The sequence below is a fragment of the Aristophania sp. ESL1142 genome, assembly GCF_058107345.1.
Genome location: NZ_JBYLUH010000001.1, coordinates 521,144 through 540,492, shown reverse-complemented (window position 1 = coordinate 540,492; position 19,349 = coordinate 521,144). Strand labels below are relative to the sequence as shown.

The following is a 19,349-nucleotide window of genomic DNA, read 5'->3' as shown; positions in this document are numbered from 1 at the left end:
CCTCTCTTTTCCTCACCAGGGAACAAGTGTTGTCGAAAGCCTTTTAGCCTCTTCAGGAGGCAAGCCAAGATCGTTACGATGCCACCATCCACCACCAAGAGCTTGGAACAGACCAACACTATCGGAGAAGCGTACCGCTTTCGCCTGAACGAATAAAAGCTGCGCCTGCGCAACATCTGATTGAGCCGTCAGCAACTCAAGCTGACTGACATCGCCGAGCCTTTTTCTGACATGTGCTATTTTGAGAGACTGCTGTGCACTCTCAAGTGCCTTGTGCTGAGCCAGTAATGTTTCACTATCATATTGAAGAGCATGAAGACTATCCGCAACATCTCCCACAGCACTCAGAACCGTTGATTGATACATCTCCGTCGCCTGATGAAGCTGTTTTTTAGCAGCACGTTGGGCATGAAGAAGCGAGCCGCCCTGAAAGACCGGCTGGGTAACGGTTGCCATCATGTCCCAGTTACCATAACCAGCCTTAAACATTTGGCTCATATGCCCGACGACCTGCCCCGGCACTGCGCTTAACTGAACATTTGGCAAACGGTTTGCAATCGCGATCCCAACCTGTGCGGCAGCAGCATGAATCTGTTCCTGTGCTGCCCTTATATCAGGCCTCTGTTCAAGCAGGGCTGAAGGTAAAGAGAGTGGCATCTGTTGGGGTAAGGTAAACTGGTCAAGCGTAAAAACAGGCAATTCCTGATTAGGCGTCATTCCCGCTAAAGTCGCTAATTGTGTCCTCGTCTGGGCAAGATCACGCTCCAATGGCGGAAGAGAGGCCTCCAGCTGAGAGAGTGTATTTTGTTGCAGAAGCGTATTAAGACGTGCCTGATCACCCAGAGCCTGCTGTTTCTGTGCGATAGAAAGCGCTTCTTTCTGCTCACGGATCAAATCATTGGTTGCATCAATCTGTGCCCTGAAACTCGCCTCTGTAATAGCCCCATTGACGATATTACTGATCAGGGTCAGTGCCGTTGCTTCAAGCTGGAAACGCTGGATATTAGCCTGCGCTGCCGCAGCGCGGATCGCCTGTCTTTCACCGCCCCATAAATCAGGAACATAACCGATATTCAACTGGGCGGTATGAAGGTTATAGAGCCATTCATTGGCATAAGGCACATTGGAAAGTGCCTTGGACGTCTTATTGCGTGAAGGAATAAATTGTGCCGAAATAGTCGGATATAAGGCTGCCCCTTCGACGCGGCGCTGCTCCCAAGCAAGCTTTAACCCCTCCTGCATGGCTTTTAAATCATGACTATTGGCTAAAGCCTGATCAATAAGCTGATTGAGAGACGGATTGCGGAAAACCTCCCACCAACGGCCCGGGATATCCAGCCCGACAACAATGTCCTGAGACCGGAGGGCGGAATCCTGACTAATCTGTCCTGCTGTCTGCCTGAGAGGTTGGGAACGATAATCGGTATACTCAGGGAGAGCAGGAGTCTTTCCTTTCGGACCGATTACACAACTGCAAAGAGCAATGCAGAAAAAGGGCGCCCAGAGAGGATGATAAAATCTACGGTGGCTCATGAAACACCTACCTTGGAAGCCGAGCGGGCCGTGCGCTTGTCAATCCAGTTCTCCAGGCAGCAGAAAGAAACCGGAAGGATGAACAGGGTCAATAAAGTTGCAATCCCCAATCCGCCAACAACAACCGTCGCCAGGCCACGCTGGACATCTGTGCCAACACCCGTTGCAATTGCAGCCGGCAACATCCCGACACTGGCAACTGTCGCGGTCATCAGGACAGGACGAAAACGCTCAGCGGCCCCGATAACCGTTGCATGAAAAATATCATGCCCTTCATGCCGGTGACGGTTAATGCTTGAAATCATGATAATGCCATTCTGAATTGCAACCCCGAACAGAGCGATAAACCCGACGGCTGTTGCAATATTCAATGTCTCATGACGCACATGCAGCGCGACAAGACCTCCTAATGTTGCCAATGGCACAACACCTAGAATCAGAAGAGCCTGCCTGATTTTTCTGAACTCGATATATAAAAGCACCAGCATGACTGAAAACATGACTGTCAGAGCAACGGTCAGCCGGACTTTGGCATGTTGCGCCTGTTTAAAAGAGCCTGCCCACTCCAGACGATAATTCTGGGGGTCGAAGTGCACGGCACTATCTATGCGCTTCTGCGCATCTGCCAGATATTGCGACATGGCCCTATCGCCATTATCGACCTGAATTGTCAATTCCCTCTCACCACCCTCATGGCTGATATTGCTCTCTCCCATCTGGAAGCGAATTGACGCCACTTCAGCAAGGGAAATGGCTGAGCCATCTGAGGTCATAAGGGGGATCTGACCCATTGCCTGTAAATTATCAAGGTGACGGTGAGCCACATGCAAAGTCGCATTATATTCCCGCCCCTCTTTTACAATCGTGGTAAGCGGAGCATCACCAATCGCATTGGAAACAATGTCAGAAATATCAGAAACACTAATTCCATAACGAGCCGCTTTCTTACGATCGGCCCGCACTTCAATCTGGGGGATACGCGGCTCCTGAAACAGGGAAGCCTGCACCGTACCCGGAACCTGCCACAGAATTCCTACAATCTGCTGCCCGATACGACGCAATTCATTAAAGTCATCGCCATAAACACGCAGGACAAGCGGACTATGAGCGCCTCCTATGGAATCCTCCAAACTATCCTGAATAGGCTGACTGATCGAAAAAGTAATACCTGGAATCTGACTGAGTCTCTGGCGAAGTTTTTCTACAAACTCTTCTTTTCCCTCTCCTTTTGGCCAGTTCTTATAAGGTGTCAGCCCAATGGGCATTTCAACATGAGATGGTGTCCACGGATCTGTCCCATCATCAGAGCGCCCTAATTGGGTAATGGCAAAAGAAGTCTCGGGGAACTCCCTCACAGCACGACGTAATTCATTTGATATTTCCTGTCCTTTTTCCAATGAAATAGCCGTAGGCATCTGCACTTGCACCCACAGGGCCCCTTCATCAAGGTCCGGCAGGAATTCCTGCCCCACAGTGGCACCAAGGATCACAACGAGGACAAGGGCAATGCCAGCCCCGACAAAAGGAATAAGAGGGTGTTTCAGAAAATAGGCAAGGCCATTCTTATAATGTTTAATCAACCATTCAAGCGGCGCATTATGCCAGACATGATGTGGCTTCCGCAGGGCGAGATAAGTCAGGGTAGGGGTTAAGGCCAGAGCACATAACAAGGCACCAATCAGCGCAAAGCTTACTGTAAAGGCCATAGGGTGAAAGAGCTTTCCTTCCATCCCATCAAAAGCAAAAAGCGGACTATAAGCGAGAATGATGATCATGGTTGCCGCAAAAATCGCGCGCCCGGCACGTCGCGTAACTGAAAGGACCACATTACTTTCAAGAGGCTGATCTGGCTCATCTTCCCTCAAGCGTAAAATAACCTCTGTAATCACAATCGCTCCATCGACGATGACGCCAAAATCAACCGCCCCGAGTGAGAACAGATTTGCGGCCATGCCACAGGCCCGCATGAGAATAAAAGCCACAGCCAGGGCGAACGGAATCGTGATTGCTGTCACAGCTGCACAACGTGGAGACCCCAGGAAGAAAGTGAGAATCACCAGAACCAGGCCAATCCCTTCCGTCATCGTCTCTCCGACTTTTTCAGTCGTAGCATGAATCAGATTGTCACGGTCGAGATAAGGCACAATCCGCATATGAAGCGGTGCAAGACGCTTTTGCAGCTTGTCTATTTTCTCATGCAGACCATCAAGCACCTGGGAAGGATTTGCACCACGCAAGGCCGTAACAACACCTTCCAGAGTATCAGGATTTCCATTCTTGCCCAGCAGGCCTTCACGCACCTGATAACCGAATTCTATATGACCCATCTGCTTAAGCAGAACAGGCACACCATGATGATGCGTAACAACAATATCATTCATCTCATCAAGAGAGTGAATGAGGCCAACACCACGAATAATATAAGATTGCTCACCACGTGTGATACGCCCACCACCAGCATTGGAATTGCTGTTTTTGACAGCATTCATGACATCTTCAAGGCTCACGTTGTACCGGATCAGGGCAGCTGGATCGATAATCAGCTGGTATTCACGAGTAAAACCACCAAAATTATCAATATTTACAATACCAGGAACCTGTTTAAGGGCAGGAATAACGATCCATTTCTGGACGTCCGACAGCTCCATCAGGTCACGGTCATCTGATTCAAGCGTATAACGATAAATTTCACCACTGGGGCCAGATACAGGCCCTAAAGATGGCTGCCCTCCATTTGTCAACTCAAGGCTCGACAGCTCCGCAAGCACCTGCTGGCGGGCAAGGTAAATATCTGTCCCGTCTTTAAAAACCAATGTCACAAGAGACAGGCCAAATGTACTTGTCGAACGGCTTTCCGTTACATTCGGCACACTCGTAAGAGCGCGCTCCACAGGCATTGTAACCTGCTGCTCCATTTCCTCCGCCGCAAGACCCGGCATTTGCGTCGTAACCTGTACAGTCACAGGTCCCAAATCAGGGTATGCCTCTATAGGGAGCTGCCTCCAAGCAAGAATCCCCAAAAGCATAATAAGAACAGTAAAGAAAAAAATCAGGCTACGCCGCGAAAAGCACCAGGAGATAAAGGCTTCTATATGCATAAGCTGTTCCCTTATCCCTGCTTAATAATCATTAAGCAAAATAGCCCCGTGCGTAATCACACGGTCTCCTGCCTTTAACCCGCTGATAATCCTGACATTTTCCCCTTCATCATAACTCATTGTAATCTGACGACGTTTATAATGGTCGGGTGCTGCCTCGACCATAACGGTAACTGCTTCGTTATTCATAATCAAAGCCGTCTTAGGAACCACAAGCTCATGACGCTCCGGAACACTTAATGTGGCTGTCGTAAACTGGCCAGGATGCAGGTAGCCATCACGGTTTTCACAACGCAGATAGAGGTCAATACGTCTGGTCTCGCTCTGAAAGACAGGGCTGCGACTTGTCACAGGACCAGAACAGTCTTCCCCCTCAAAAGAAGCAGACATAACCATATTGGAATGAAGCTGTGGAAGCATATTTTCCGGAACATGCGCAACAACCCAGAGACTACTAATATCCACTTCCTCCATAAGAGGATTTGATATATCGGTAATCTGCTGGCCGGAACCTGCCATAATTTCTGAAATCACGCCATCAATTGGTGCTGTGATGAGGAAACCATGATTTGTTGCATTATTCACACCGCCTCCTATCGCTTCAAGGTGGCGTTTTGTCCTGTCTGCCTCTGCCTCTGCCTGAACCAAGTCATTGCGCGCTGATTGCAGATCCTTAACAGCATTACCGCCTGCCGCCGTTACAGCTTTTATGCGCTGAAAATTAAGGCGTGCGAGCTTCAAAGCGGCTTCAGCCTTCTGATCATCAGACTGGGCCTGAGCCAGATCCCCCGATAAGATCCGCCCCAGAACTTCACCTTTTTCCACGCTTTGACCTGGCTGGACAATAATATCGGTTAGGCGACCTGTGACAGGGGCATAAACCTTAACATCACGACCAGGGGCAACAGTCAGCTCTGCCGGGACTTCAATCATATGCGGAAGATTTGACAGGATAACCGGTTCGACGACCAGACGTTTGCTTAAAGGGCTCCCTGCCATTACGTGAATCAGGTCACCTTCACGCGTCACTACTGGTGAGGGTGCTTTGGGCAAGGATGACCCATGAATGATATGCCATAGCCCCCATGCACATAAAAGACACAGGACAGACAGGCCACAATATTTGGCCAGGGAGCGCGCATCACCCATCGCAAACAACTCCAATATGACATAATGGACGAGGAAACCCATTGTCTCTGCCATATTCTGCGGGTTATGTCACGACAGAACAGATAGGGGTCACATTAAAAAACTGTTATTTTTCTCTCACACTTGCACTATCTGGAATAAACAAAGAAAAAGGCGGAGAGGTTAGTAACCTCTCCGCCTCATCATTACTCTGTTTAAGATAAAACAGAGCGCTTAGAAACGGTAAGCAATACCGGCAGACACGACCGTTGGGTTGATACTATCACGTGCATGGATACGCCCTGTGACGTCATTTGACGGTCTGTTAACTGAAATAGGTGTGCGTAGCAGAATCTGCTTCACGTCAGCATTGAAGAACCAGTTGCCAACAACCTGATAGTCAAAACCGAAATCAAAGCTCGGTCCAACAGTAGTCTGCGCTTTAAGATGCTCAAACCCTGCAACAGTATGGTGATTTTTAGGATTTTGGTCGAAGAAGAAAGCGACCGTCAAACCGACACCGATATAAGGATTGAAGCGCTTATGTGGACGGAAATGCCAGGCAACTGTCAGAGTCGGCGGCAGAACCCAGAACTTGCCAACATCACCATTACCGATAACACCGGCATCATTCGCCTTGGATCCACGAGCAGTTGCTTTATGGTGCGTCGCTGAAGCGATCAGATCCAGAGAGACATTATCTGTCAGAAAATATTCAAAAGTCAGCTCAGCCATCGCATTATTCGTTGCATTCAAATGGCCTTTTGCACCGCGCAGAGCAGCAATTGATGAATTCTTCAGATTCACGCTGGAGCTTGTATTATTTGTGATCGTGCCTAGAGCAGACAGACGGATCAGGAAGTCACCTGCACCAAGACCGATTTTGGTATTGGCACATGTTTCGAAAATACCGCAATCCCCGCTTTTGGGAGCAGAAAGATGCACGCGGGCATCAGGTGCTGCCTGATAATTTGATTTCGCAACAGCCGTTCCATGAATTGTGCGGGGTAATGGCTGTGTGGAAGGTGCCTGAGGCTGAGCATAAGCTGCACCGGCCATGAGTCCGAATGCAGCAAGTGATGTCTTAAATGTTGTGCGTTGCATAATTGAAACGACCCTGATCAAGCAAAATAAGTTGATCCCTTCAGATCACATTTATTTGCTCTCCAACCTTGATGTAGATCAAAAACAGGTGCAAAACGGTTTTAAGAAAAACTAATGCCTATAATCTGTGTCATTTTTGCACCAGTTAACACGATTTTAAAACGTTAATTATTTCTTATTATATTTAAAGAACAGGGAATATTTATGCTCAGAACTGATGAAATTTCCCTTGGGGAATGTGGCGTTTGCTGCGGGCGTTCTATGAGCATCTGTAACGCCATAGATGATAAAGACCTCCCCATCCTGCTGACAGAATCCTCACGCTATCATTTGACTCCTGGCCGGGTTTTCATTGAAGAAGGCGAATCAGCCCAGGCTTTTTATGTAATCGCCGAAGGACACGCTAAACTTTTCAATCTTCTTCCCGATGGCCGGCGTCAAATCACCGGTTTTGCGATGACGGGAGACTTTCTTGGCCTCATCGCGACAGAACGCTATGCTTTCAGTGCCGAATCGCTAAGCCAGGTTAGACTATGCCGCTTTGCCCATGAGAATATGAACCGCCTGACTGATCGTTTTCCCCAATTACAAAAACGCCTGCGAAATGAGGCCTCACGGGAGCTAGTCAAAATGCAGGGACGCCTGACACTCCTTGGACGCAAGACGGCACGTGAAAGGCTGGCAAGTTTCTTCATGGAACAGGCCATTGCTTCAGCGACAGTTGCTGCACGTATTTCCCGCCTTGGAGCGAATAATGCAAAGCAACCTGTATCCTGCCCTGGTATTTCACCTGAAACAGCGCTTTATTTACCCATGTCTCGCACAGATATTGCCGATTATCTTGGCCTTACAATTGAAACAGTTAGCCGTATTTTAAAAGTTTTTAAAAATGAAGGACTGATACAAATCAAAGATGTCAAATCCATCATTATTCTTAATAGTGCACGCATGGCCCATATTGCTGAAGGAAATAGTTAAAATTTCTTAAGTTAATTAGCCTTTATCCTATCACAATGCTATGTTTATCTAAGGAATACAGGAATCAAAGATGAAAGATAAGATTATGAAAATGCGTTTGCTTCTTCCCGCCACGATGATGGCCTCATTTTTCACTATAGCACCTTATGCTCAGGCCGCTCATTCTGACTGTGACAATAAGGGCGGTAATTTCTTGCACCGTATGGCAAGCAAAGAAGATTGTTTTGACGAACGTTTGGATAGAAAAATTGATAAATTCCAGGAAAATCGCGAACGTCGTCAGGAAGAAATTGAAAATTTTCGTGACAAAATAAAAAATGCCCCCGAACGTGAAAAACAAAAATTTCAGGACAGACTTGACAGATTAGACGGTAAAAAACGTTATGATGATAAGGTCGACAGATTTAACCATGAACGTCAGGATCGCACTGAAAGATTTCGCGACATGAGAGATCATAACAGACACGATTATGACCGGCATGACCGTAGCTGGCGTGGTCATGATAGACGTGATTATGACGGGCATAATGACCGTTATATGAGATAATTAAAGATAAGTATTTCATCACAAGAGCGTGTTAATAATATACTTGTTGTGAGGAAATATAATTTCACTCGAGGCTGTTTCCTCTCCATAAACCTATAGGAGCTGAAACAGCCTCTTGCACTTTTAACTACTTCGTCACATATTAACCAATAAATTGGAGAGACGTTCTCAGGGCAGGGTGGAATTCCCTACCGGCGGTAATAGCAGTCTGATCTGTTGAGCCCGCGAGCGCCTTATAAGCTCAGTCTTGTAAGGGTCAAGCAGACTTCGGTGAGATTCCGAGGCCGACGGTATAGTCCGGATGAAAGAGAATGCTTTTTGTCCCTGCGTGAGGCAGACACTGTAGCCTATAAACAGGCCTATGCGTGTCCTTGCCTTATGGAGTGAGAGAAGCGTGCTGCCCTGAAAATATGAAGGGTTGGCTGACGCTTGTGGCAGAAATAAATCAGTTTCTACAGACAGCATTACCGCTATCAGCGGTAAAAGAGGGGTTTACGCAAGCCCTGAAAAAAGCTGCCCTGACATTAGGCGCTACAGCACCTAATCCATCTGTAGGATGCGCCCTGCTCGACCGGAAAGGCGCAATTCTCGCCATTGGTGTCCACCCAGAAGCTGGCGCCCCACACGCCGAAATCATGGCCTTGAATGCTGCCCGCAAAGCTGGTCTTTATGAACGGATTTATGCAGCTCTTGTGACATTAGAACCCTGTGCTCACTATGGCCGCACGCCCCCATGTGCAAAAGCACTGAAAGAAAGTCCCGTGCAGGAAGTCTGGATAGGGGTTCGAGATCCTAATCCTCAGGCTATGGGAGGGAGTGATATTTTACGCCAGGGGGAAAATCCGAAAAAAATCTTTTTCCTCGAAGAGCTCGCTCTCCAGGAACCGTGTCTGGCAGAACTCTTCAGTCAATGTCACGCTATGACACTGCCTTTTTTAACGCGCATAAGCAAAAAGCGCCCCTGGATTACGGTTAAGCAAGCTCTGAATGAAGAAGGGTCCATGATCCCTCCGGTCGGTCAGACGACTTTTACCGCACCACACTCGCTGAAGCAGGCCCACCTTTTAAGAAGATCTGTTGATGCCATTATCACTGGTATTGGAACAGTACTTGCAGATAACCCCTCATTTTCTGTACGGCATGTCAAAGACCATACAGATCGGAAACCACGTCTACTGATCGTCATGGACAGCAAGGGCCGCCTTCCACCCGAATGGAAAAGAGCACGCGAACAAGATCACTTCATCGTTAAAACATGCTCAAACTTCAAGGAAGCAGAAACTCTCATGAATGACATGGGTATTAACTGGGCACTCATTGAAGCTGGGCCCACTCTTTTAAAAACTGTCGAGACGGAGGGAGTCTGGGATGAATGGTGGGTCATTCAACAAGATCCCAAAGGGAAAAATGATCTGAACACCTTAAAAATGCATGACGACACCCGACAAAATGAGAGTCCCCTGCAATTTCTGAACTATATCGTAAGGAGTTAAGAAATGTTTTCCGGCATTATTGAAGCAGTTGGTATGGTTAAGAAAATTGCCGTACGCGACCTGGCGATGGATTTGACTGTCAGCAGCCCTTTTAAAGATCTTGAACTCGGGGAGAGTATCGCCATCAACGGCGTTTGTCTAACCGTAACATCTTTCACCGCTGGAGGTGACATTCAGTTCCACATTAGTGGCGAGACGTTGAAACTGACCAATCTGGGAGCCTTGGAAACTGACCGCCGCGTCAATCTGGAAAGGGCTGTCTCGCTCAATACGCGCCTGTCAGGCCATATTGTACAAGGCCATGTCGATCTAACAGGTATCCTCCTCTCTGTTGAAAAAGCAGGGGATTCCCACGCTCTGGAAGTTTTTCTGCCACAAGATCTGCGTCGATACGTTGTTGCAAAAGGGTCAATTACACTTGATGGAATCAGCCTGACCGTAAACTCCATAAAAGACTCTGTCTTCTATAACGGAAAAGAAGGTTTTACGATCAATCTGATGATCATCCCCCATACATGGGAAAATACAGACCTCTCCACGACCCTGATAGGATCAGAACTGAATGTCGAAGTCGACGTCCTGTCAAAATATGTTGAGACACTCTGCCGCTTCTCGTCCGAACTTGCAGACTTTGGCAAAAAAGGAGATGCTGAATGAGCGGGATGCCCACCTCACTGAAAAATGCCATTCAGGCCATGCGTGAAGGACGTATGGTTATCATGGTTGACGAGGAAAAGCGTGAAAATGAAGGTGACCTTGTCATGGCTGCCCAGTTTACTACGCCGGAAGCCGTCAATTTCATGGCCCGCCAGGGCTGTGGTCTAATCTGCCTGTCTTTGACACCTGCACAGATTGACCGCCTGAATCTACCTCAAATGACCGAACATAATCAGGACCCGAAAGGGACCGCCTTCACAATATCCATTGAAGCTGCAAAAGGGGTTAGCACCGGTATTTCAGCAGCCGATCGGGCCTGTACAGTCCTTGCAGCCGCAAATCCGCAGGCTAAACCGGGAGATGTCATTTCTCCTGGTCATATATTTCCCTTACGCGCACACCCAAAGGGGGTATTAGGTCGTGAAGGTCATACGGAAGGAGCAGTGGATCTTGCCAGATTGGCAGGACTTCAACCGGCGGGACTGATATGTGAAATCATGGCAGAAGACGGCACGATGATGCGTCTTCCAGAACTGAGACATTATGCACAGCGTCACAGCTTGCCCATTATCTCCATTGCAATGCTCAAGGCATGGATTGAGCAGCATGGTTATACGTGCCCTGATATCAACAAAACAGCCTCCCTGTCTTCTCCCTCCTTATCTGCTTCGATGCTGGATGATCTGGCAATTGCTCATTTCCCGAGCCTGTATGGTGGGCATGACCTTAAAATCCATGCTTTCAAAGACGAGGACAGTTTTGAACATATTGCAGTCGTAAAAGGCGATCCCTCACAAGGCCTGCCTCTTATCAGGGTCCATTCTGAATGTGTCACAGGAGATGCACTCGGCTCTTTGCGCTGTGACTGTGGTCCACAATTGCAGGAATCCCTCCGCCGTATTGGCGAGGCTGAAAATGGCGTCCTGATCTATCTTCGGGGTCATGAGGGAAGGGGAATCGGTCTCACAAATAAAATTCGTGCCTATCAATTACAGGATCAGGGCCTTGATACATTAGATGCCAATGAAGCCCTGGGTCTACCGATTGATGCCCGGAAATGGGATGCTGCCGGAAATATCCTCAAATCTTTAGGGGTCAAGAACTGCATCCTACTCACCAATAACCCAGACAAGATCAGCGGATTGGAACAAAAGGGAATTCATATTGTCTCTTCTGAACGCCTTATCTTACCTGCAACACCTTTTAACCGTCATTATCTCGAAACCAAGCGTACCCGTATGGGGCATTTCTTCCAGGAGATCTGAAAATGAGTCACCATATTGCAACTACCCCCGAAGGCTTGACACTCTCTCCTGCGCCTAAACTGGCTCTCATTGTCAGCCGTTTTAATACAGATGTCACAGGCGGGTTAAAAGCAGGTGCTCTTTCATGGCTGGGGGAACATGATATCACAGATGTGGACTGCTATGACGCTCCGGGAGCTTTTGAACTCCCGCTTATGGCCCAAAGCCTTGCCAAAACAAAAAAATATGAAGGAATTATCTGCCTCGGCTGCGTTATTAAGGGCGACACAGCTCATTTCGAATTTATTTCCTTAGGAGCCACGACGGGCATCATGCAGGCCCAGTTGGCAACAGAAACCCCCATTGCCTTCGGCATCCTGACTACCTATACAGACGAACAGGCTATTATCAGGTCCCGTGACAATGCCGAAAATAAAGGCCGCGAAGCTGCAGCCGCTTGTGTGGAAACTATTGCGTTTTTGAGAGAAATAAAAAAATCTCTTAAAGAAACGTAAAATCTCCTTGTTAAAAATAGAATAACAGATAGAACCTACACTAGGATGCATATGAATTGGAACAAATTATGCGTTTGACCAATAAATATGCAGACCTATTCTTTGATAAATGTTGACTCTGTAATTGCACTACAAACCAAAGTCAGCATAATACAAGGCCTTATTAATGTCAGATGCATGTATTTATCTTTCTCCCTATGAAGAAAAATTTCTAGAGAAAAATAGTTTATTTCAGGGAATACCCTCAGACTGGACTTTATCTATTCATACATGTCCCATCTTACCCTATTTAGAGGGTTCACGCGGGCATCTTGATGCCCTTTATAAAGTATGGAAGTACAATAATCATGAGTATGTAGGGTTTTCTCATGATTATTATCTGTTATCTTTGTCAAAAAATAATTATAATCGCGACGTAAATATCACATATATTGGTAAATATGATCTATCTTATTACGGATGGAACCCAAAAAATATTTCAAAAATTACAAAAAATAACTCTGTGTTCATACCAAGAATTGCTCTCTTAAAAGAAACACCTTATCTCAGATATTACTCATCAGAAAAAACCATTGAAATTTATGAAGAGAGTGTCGGAAACAAAAAGCACGTCGAAGGTGCACTCTCTTATATAAAAGATGCTTATCCCGATAAATATGACACAGCATTAAACATAGCTTATAATCACCAGATCATTCCATGGAACACGCTTTTTGCTCCAAAAAACATCTTTGATACATATTGTGAATTTTTATTCGATGTTATCGAACATATAATGGGGCAGTTCACTGAAGAAGAAAATAAACAAGCTGATATTTATCTTCTTTCCTTAATACTAACTACAATATTCCATAAAAGCTCTACAAAAGAATCTGAGAATTATAAAGAAACACAGTCTTCTATTGTATTTATAAACACATTTCTTCCCTCACCTGATTACAAGAAAATTATTTCTTCAATTATCCAAAAAGAAAAAAAAACAGGCTCCAGAAGTCCTAAAAATATTTCTTACGGAGAAAGAGTTAACCTTCTCCTATCATTTGATGACAACTATGCTGGACATGCACATGCTGTTATCAATTCCATATTGGCTCATACAGAAAACCAGTCTGATATAGATATCTATATCCTTTATGGAGACACTCTTTCAGAAAATATAAAAAATAAGTTATTAGACACTTATAAGAATAGAATTAACATAATATTTATAAGGATAAATGGTGAATTCTTAAAAGAGCTACCTGAAACAGAAGGTCATTTATCAAATAACACTTATTATCGTCTCTTTGCTCAGGATATTCTTCCAGAAACTGTAAAAAGACTTATTTATCTTGATACCGATATTATAGTCTGCGACGATATCATTGATCTTTGGAACACAGATCTACAAGGGAACATCATAGCAGGGGCAGGAGATCGTAATGGCGTAAAATGCAATGCTCCCCTTTTAGGCAGAGCCTCTAAACATACTTATATTAATGCAGGTGTCCTCCTCTACGACATAGAGAAAGCCAAAAAAACATACGCTCCGCTATCTCGTTATTTTATGAAAATCTACTCCGCGAACCATAAAAAAATCCACTTTTACGACCAGGACATTCTGAATGTCGCTTTTAAAGATAATATGACATTGCTGCCCTTACGGTGGAATCTTATGAATGCTTTTTATTATTTTTCTCCTGTCCTTTATGAAGATCACATAGATTACCAGAGCTACAACACAGCTAAAGAGATAAAAGAGGCTATCAATAATCCTGCAATAATCCATTTTACTGGTCCAAACAAACCCTGGAACAAAAAATATATAGACCCATTTAAAAAACTATACTGGCACTACAGAATGAAAGATAAAAGTTTCAGACCGACATTAAGTCAATTATTCAATAGAAATAATTTCTATATAATTAAAAGAAAAGACTCTTTATATTTATCAATTAGGAATAAGATCATTATTTACCATTTTCCAATCTTTTTATTATCTCTTAAAACAAAAATTTTTTCCAAAAAAATGTAATTATATTTTTGGAAAATACGAGGCTGACCAATAAGTATGCAGAACTATTCTTCGACAAGCGTTGCCTCTATAATTACACCACAAACCAAAATCAGCATAATATAAGGCCTTATTAATGTCAGATGCATGTATTTATCTTTCTCCCTATGAAGAAAAATTTCTAGAGAAAAATAGTTTATTTCAGGGAATACCCTCAGACTGGACTTTATCTATTCATACATGTCCCATCTTACCTTATTTAGAGGGTTCACGCGGGCATCTTGATGCCCTTTATAAAGTATGGAAGTATAATAATCATGAGTATGTAGGGTTTTCTCATGATTATTATCTATTATCTTTGTCAAAAAATAATTATAATAGAAATTTGACTCTCACTCATATAAGTAAATATGATCTATCTTATTATGGATGGAACCCAAAAAATATTTCAAAAATCACAAAAAATAACTCTGTGTTCATACCAAGAATTACCTCTATAGAAAAAGTATCACATCTTGATTTTAATACCGAAAAAAACCTCATTGAAATTTATGAGGAAAGTGTTGGAAACAAAAAGCATCTTGAAGGCGCACTCTCTTATATAAAAGATACTTATCCCGATAAATATAACACAGCATTAAACATAGCTTATAATCACCAGATCATTCCATGGAACACGCTTTTTGCTCCAAAAAACATCTTTGATACATATTGTGAATTTTTATTCGATGTTATCGAACATATAATGGGGCAGTTCACTGAAGAAGAAAATAAACAAGCTGATATTTATCTTCTTTCCTTAATACTGACTACAATCTTCCATAAAAGCTCTACAAAAGAAGATGAGCATTATAAATCAATACAGTCTTCTATTGTATTCATAAAAACTTTTTTTCCTTCACCTGATTACAAGAAAATTATTTCTACAATTATACAAAAAGAAAAAAAAACAAGCTCCAGAAGCCCTAAAAATATTTCTTACAGAGAAAGAGTTAACCTTCTCCTATCATTTGATGACAACTATGCTGGACACGCACATGCTGTTATCAATTCCATATTGGCTCATACAGAAAACCAGTCTGATATAGATATCTATATCCTTTATGGAGACACTCTTTCAGAAAATATAAGAAATAAATTATTAGACACTTATAAAGATATAGTTAAACTAATATTTATAAAAGTTAGTGATGAATATATAAAAGACTTTCCTGAAACAGCAGGACACTTATCACAAACCGCTTACTATCGCCTCTTTGCGCAAGACATTCTTCCAGAAACTGTAAAAAGGCTTATTTATCTTGATACAGATATTATAGTCTGCGACAATATTATTGATCTTTGGAACACAGATCTAAAAGGACACATCATAGCAGGGGCAGGGGACTGTTATGGAGTAAAATGCAAAAATCATCTTTTAGGCAGAGCCTCTAAACATACTTACATTAATTCAGGTGTCCTCCTCTACGACATAGAGAAAGCCAAAGAAACATACGCTCCACTATCTCGTTATTTTATGAAAATTTATCTTGAGAATTATGACAAGATTGAATTGCACGATCAGGACATCCTGAATATCGCTTTTAAAGATAATATGACATTGCTGCCCTTACGATGGAATCTTATGAGTTCTTTTTATTATTTTTCTCCTGTCCTTTATGAAGATAATCTTGAAAATGCCACGAGCTGCTATTCAATTTCAGAGATAAAGGAGGCCGTAGACAACCCCGCAATTCTTCATTTTGTTGGGAGACGCAAACCATGGGGTCATAAATATCTTGACCGATTTAAGAAACTTTATTGGCACTACAGAATGCAAGATAAGAGTTTCAAACCTTCATTTATTCAATTTCTTAGCAGCCGGAATTATTATATTGTTATACGTAATGGCTTTTTATGCTTTTTCTTTAGAAAAAAGATTAATGTCTACCAGTTACGTGGCATTCTCCTATCATTGAAAGCCAAACTCTTTTCTAAGAAGAAAACCTGATATATTTGCGATAAATAAGAGATTGATCTACACCTTCATTTGCCTCTTCAAGCGCTTGCAAAATGATATTATGGTGTGGCGATAAACTACAAACTGGATCCGTATTACTAGCCTTACCTGTTAAGGCTAGTGCCTGGCAGCGGCAACCACCCCAATCTATTTCTTTCCGTTCACAGGAGGAACAAGGCTCTGGCATCCAGTCTGTTCCGCGAAATAAGGTGAAAGCATGCCCGTTTTCCCAAATTTCTTTCAAAGATTTCTCTTCGACATTATCAAAAACAAGTTCTGGAATTGTCTCAGCCGCATGACAGGGGAGAACACGACCTGAAGGGCTAACATTCAAAAAACGCCGCCCCCAACCGCCCATACAGGGTTTGGGACGATCAGCGTAATAATCAGGCGTGACATAATCTATTGCCAACCCACCCTTTGCCTGTTCGGCATCGACAATTTTCTGGGCCTCTTCAAGTTGTGCCCTGCTAGGAAGCAAGGCTGCCCTGTTCTGAAGTGCCCATCCATAATATTGTGTATTCGCCATTTCCACGCGGATCGCCCCTAGCGCGCGAGCTAAGGCGAACATGGCAGGCATACGCTCTATATTCCCTTTATGAAGCACAAAATTTAATGTTAAAGGCAGTCCAGCTTTACGGATCCGTTGCGCCGCTTCCAATTTACGAGGCTGAACATTGGCAAACCCGCTCAGTCTGTCAGCTTCTTCCGGCACTACATCCTGGAAAGAGAGCTGAACATGGTCAAGCCCCGCCTTATCAAGCGTCGAGATCGCTTCATCAGTCAGGAAAACGCCGGAGGTAATTAAATTTGTATAAAGATTCAGACTCCTTGCATAGGCAATCAATTCAGGAAGGTCGGGTCGCGACATAGGCTCCCCGCCTGAAAAATGTGCCTGCAGGACCCCAAGTTCCGCTGCTTCATTCAGAACCCTTTTCCAGCTTTCTGTTGAAAGCTCCTGAGACTTACGCTCCAGTTCCAGAGGATTAGAGCAATATGGGCAGGAAAGGGGGCAACGATGCGTTATTTCAGCAAGAAGGCTCATAGGAGGAGCCTCTTTGGCAGAAGGAATAAAGGGCGTTGTCATAAAGTAAGCACGCCTTTGCCTTGCAGATCAGAAAGAAGCGCTGTTACGTCACGGGCAATAACCGCCCGATCTGCTTCGTAACGCCCAGAGAGCTCATCGATCATCATGCCGACTGTGCGCTCTCCATCGACAAGCCCCAGAATTGCTGCCGCAATTTCATCAATGATAAAAGCTTTTTCAGGCGCCTGGATCAACCAAAGCTGACGCACTTTATCATGTTGAAGACGATGTCCACGAGCAAATTTAAGGCAGCAATTCTCAGTTAGCATAATTATTTAATGATGGTTATTTCGGAACGAAAGCCCCTGGAGGAATATGACCTTCACTATAAGCATGCTCAAGAGCATCAAGAAGCTCCCACAGGATGGAACATTTGAACTCAAGCGCATGCAGCACTTCCTGTTGCTGTTCAACTGTTTTGGCGTGCTCTTTCACATAGGCAAGGGCAAATTCTGAATCACGAGGTGCCTGTGTCAGGCGTGGCTTGAAATAGGCCATTGTCTCTTCAGAAATGAAGTCATAATTCTTGAGCATGCCCTCCATACGCTCCCCAATAATCGTGGGGGAAAAGAGCTCTGTCAGAGAAGAGGCAATCGCTGCCAGGATTGAACGATCCCGCACAAAAGCGACATAGGCATCCACAGCAAAACGCGTTGCAGGAAGAAGCCCTTTCAGGCTGATTACATACTCCCGGTCAAGCCCGAGGCCGTCCGTCAGTTTTAGCCAACGCGCAATACCGCCTGTATTTGGCTCTGTTCCGTCATGATCGACAATACGGCGACGCCATTCGCGGCGGAGATCCGGCGTAGGGAGACGAGCCAATAGCAAGGCGTCTTTTACGGGAATCATGGCCTGATAATAATAACGGTTCAAAGCCCAGGCCTGGAGCTGTTTTTTGGTCAAATGCCCTGCATACATCGCTTTATGGAGAGGGTGCTGGCGGTGATAACGCTCTGCCCCAATCTTGCGTAATGCAGCCTCAAGTTCATCAGGCGTAAGAAATTTGGTCATACGGCCCCCAACTGAAATGTCATGCCATCTTCGGCAATAATCCAGCCCGCTTCTTCAGCAATCCGACGTTCCGGGCTGTCTTCGAGTAAAATCGGATTAGAATTATTAATATGGATAAAGACTTTTTTAGGTTTTGAACAGTGAGCAAAATTGCGTAGAGGACCATCTTCTCCATCAACAGAAACATGACCCATTCTATGGCCTGTTTTAGGGCTGAGCCCTGCACGGATCATTTCATCATCCTGCCATAACGTACCATCAAAAAAGAGCAGGTCAGCCTGCTGGGCCCGGCTCAGAAGGTCGGGCGTTATCTCAGCACATCCTGGGACAAAGAGGAGCGTCTTTTCACCATCTGAAAGAGATAACCCCAGTGAATCATCAGGCTTCGTTCCCGCTTTTTCAGCATAAAGGGGTGCTTTACCAGGAACTGTGAAAGCCTCAAGGGATAAACCAGAAGGGCTGCCATCTTTCAATAAAAGGGGTACAGACTGAAAGAGAGGAAGGGCCTTGCGCGTGACAATCCCACGTTCAAGAGCTTCAAACATAGGGTTTGCATCAAGCTGTGCCATTGTTGACTGGCTTCCCATAAGCGTGAAAGGCTCTCTTTCACGCATGGTTAAAAGCCCTGTCACGGAGTCGATTTCAGCATTACTGAGAATCACACCCTGTATCGGTGTCCCCCGTTTTTCTCCTTTCTGCTGTAGGGCAGGTGTTGCAAGAATTTGCTGTCTTAAATCTGGCGATGCGTTCAGCAGGAACCAGTGTGTGCCATCTCCACTGACTGCCACTGATGCCTGGGTTCGCGCTTTGGCCCCTTGTCCTGCGTGCGCCTTCAGGCACCCTGGTGCTGCTGAATTCCATTGAGGGAATCCTCCCCCCGCAGAAGCTCCGAGAACGATTGCTTTTAACATCAGCTCAAAACCTTTTACCCAGTCAAAAAATCAACCTGTCTATAAAAGAAA

The 19,349-nt window shown here is 44.8% G+C and carries 16 protein-coding genes and 1 riboswitch; of the genes, 8 read left to right on the top strand and 8 right to left on the bottom strand.

The window, feature by feature from the left end; genetic code table 11:
- Positions 1–12: 12 nt before the first annotated feature.
- The 4 genes from AC3B6P_RS02380 to AC3B6P_RS02365 all read right to left on the bottom strand — a co-directional run bounded on the left by AC3B6P_RS02380 (position 13) and on the right by AC3B6P_RS02365 (position 6,863).
- Positions 13–1,533: an efflux transporter outer membrane subunit gene (locus AC3B6P_RS02380; RefSeq protein WP_489804553.1), complete on the bottom strand. Its 1,521-nt coding sequence runs from the start codon at positions 1,531–1,533 to the stop codon at positions 13–15.
- Positions 1,530–4,631, bottom strand: coding sequence for an efflux RND transporter permease subunit (locus AC3B6P_RS02375; protein ID WP_489804552.1), 3,102 nt, complete (start codon positions 4,629–4,631; stop codon positions 1,530–1,532). Before AC3B6P_RS02375 ends, AC3B6P_RS02380 begins: the two co-directional genes overlap by 4 nt.
- Positions 4,632–4,652: 21 nt before the next feature.
- Positions 4,653–5,834 carry an efflux RND transporter periplasmic adaptor subunit gene (locus AC3B6P_RS02370; protein WP_489804551.1) on the bottom strand — a complete coding sequence of 394 codons (1,182 nt, stop codon included), beginning with the start codon at positions 5,832–5,834 and terminating at the stop codon, positions 4,653–4,655.
- Between the two features lie 159 nt (positions 5,835–5,993).
- A complete protein-coding gene (locus AC3B6P_RS02365) occupies positions 5,994–6,863 on the bottom strand; it encodes an OmpW/AlkL family protein (RefSeq protein ID WP_489804550.1) in 870 nt (289 codons plus the stop codon).
- A gap of 204 nt (positions 6,864–7,067) precedes the next feature.
- Here AC3B6P_RS02365 and AC3B6P_RS02360 point away from each other — a divergent pair, with 204 nt between their 5' ends.
- The 8 genes from AC3B6P_RS02360 (at position 7,068) to AC3B6P_RS02325 (ending at position 16,280) form a co-directional block, all read left to right on the top strand.
- Positions 7,068–7,841: a Crp/Fnr family transcriptional regulator gene (locus AC3B6P_RS02360; protein WP_489804549.1), complete on the top strand. Its 774-nt coding sequence runs from the start codon at positions 7,068–7,070 to the stop codon at positions 7,839–7,841.
- Positions 7,842–7,911: 70 nt separating this feature from the next.
- Positions 7,912–8,388, top strand: a complete 477-nt coding sequence (locus tag AC3B6P_RS02355; RefSeq protein ID WP_489804548.1) for a hypothetical protein — start codon at positions 7,912–7,914, stop codon at positions 8,386–8,388.
- A gap of 160 nt (positions 8,389–8,548) precedes the next feature.
- Positions 8,549–8,705: riboswitch (FMN riboswitch) on the top strand.
- A 48-nt stretch (positions 8,706–8,753) separates the two neighbouring features.
- A complete protein-coding gene (gene ribD, locus AC3B6P_RS02350; RefSeq protein ID WP_489804547.1) occupies positions 8,754–9,881 on the top strand; it encodes a bifunctional diaminohydroxyphosphoribosylaminopyrimidine deaminase/5-amino-6-(5-phosphoribosylamino)uracil reductase RibD in 1,128 nt (375 codons plus the stop codon).
- A gap of 3 nt (positions 9,882–9,884) precedes the next feature.
- Positions 9,885–10,538 (top strand): riboflavin synthase, encoded by a 654-nt coding sequence (locus AC3B6P_RS02345; RefSeq protein ID WP_489804546.1) that lies wholly within the window; start codon positions 9,885–9,887, stop codon positions 10,536–10,538.
- 5 nt (positions 10,539–10,543) lie between these two features.
- A complete protein-coding gene (gene ribB, locus AC3B6P_RS02340; protein ID WP_489805525.1) occupies positions 10,544–11,803 on the top strand; it encodes a 3,4-dihydroxy-2-butanone-4-phosphate synthase in 1,260 nt (419 codons plus the stop codon).
- A gap of 2 nt (positions 11,804–11,805) precedes the next feature.
- On the top strand, positions 11,806–12,297 hold the full coding sequence (gene ribH, locus AC3B6P_RS02335; protein WP_489804545.1) for a 6,7-dimethyl-8-ribityllumazine synthase: 492 nt from the start codon (positions 11,806–11,808) through the stop codon (positions 12,295–12,297).
- Positions 12,298–12,463: 166 nt separating this feature from the next.
- On the top strand, positions 12,464–14,311 hold the full coding sequence (locus AC3B6P_RS02330) for a glycosyltransferase (RefSeq protein ID WP_489804544.1): 1,848 nt from the start codon (positions 12,464–12,466) through the stop codon (positions 14,309–14,311).
- Positions 14,312–14,426: 115 nt separating this feature from the next.
- The gene (locus AC3B6P_RS02325; protein WP_489804543.1) at positions 14,427–16,280 is read left to right on the top strand and encodes a glycosyltransferase; all 1,854 of its coding nucleotides are present in this window, start codon (positions 14,427–14,429) and stop codon (positions 16,278–16,280) included.
- Here AC3B6P_RS02325 and pqqE read toward each other — a convergent pair.
- From pqqE to pqqB, 4 genes are read right to left on the bottom strand one after another with little or no spacing between them, the layout of a single operon-like run.
- A complete protein-coding gene (gene pqqE / locus AC3B6P_RS02320) occupies positions 16,264–17,376 on the bottom strand; it encodes a pyrroloquinoline quinone biosynthesis protein PqqE (protein WP_489804542.1) in 1,113 nt (370 codons plus the stop codon). The two genes, AC3B6P_RS02325 and pqqE, sit on opposite strands and share 17 nt — an antisense overlap.
- Positions 17,373–17,645: a pyrroloquinoline quinone biosynthesis peptide chaperone PqqD gene (gene pqqD, locus AC3B6P_RS02315; RefSeq protein ID WP_489804541.1), complete on the bottom strand. Its 273-nt coding sequence runs from the start codon at positions 17,643–17,645 to the stop codon at positions 17,373–17,375. The genes pqqE and pqqD overlap by 4 nt, the downstream gene beginning before the upstream one ends.
- A 16-nt stretch (positions 17,646–17,661) precedes the next feature.
- Complete coding sequence (gene pqqC, locus AC3B6P_RS02310; RefSeq protein ID WP_489804540.1) at positions 17,662–18,387, bottom strand: pyrroloquinoline-quinone synthase PqqC; 726 nt, start codon at positions 18,385–18,387, stop codon at positions 17,662–17,664.
- Complete coding sequence (pqqB, locus tag AC3B6P_RS02305) at positions 18,384–19,298, bottom strand: pyrroloquinoline quinone biosynthesis protein PqqB (protein ID WP_489804539.1); 915 nt, start codon at positions 19,296–19,298, stop codon at positions 18,384–18,386. Before pqqB ends, pqqC begins: the two co-directional genes overlap by 4 nt.
- Between the last annotated feature and the right edge of the window lie 51 nt (positions 19,299–19,349).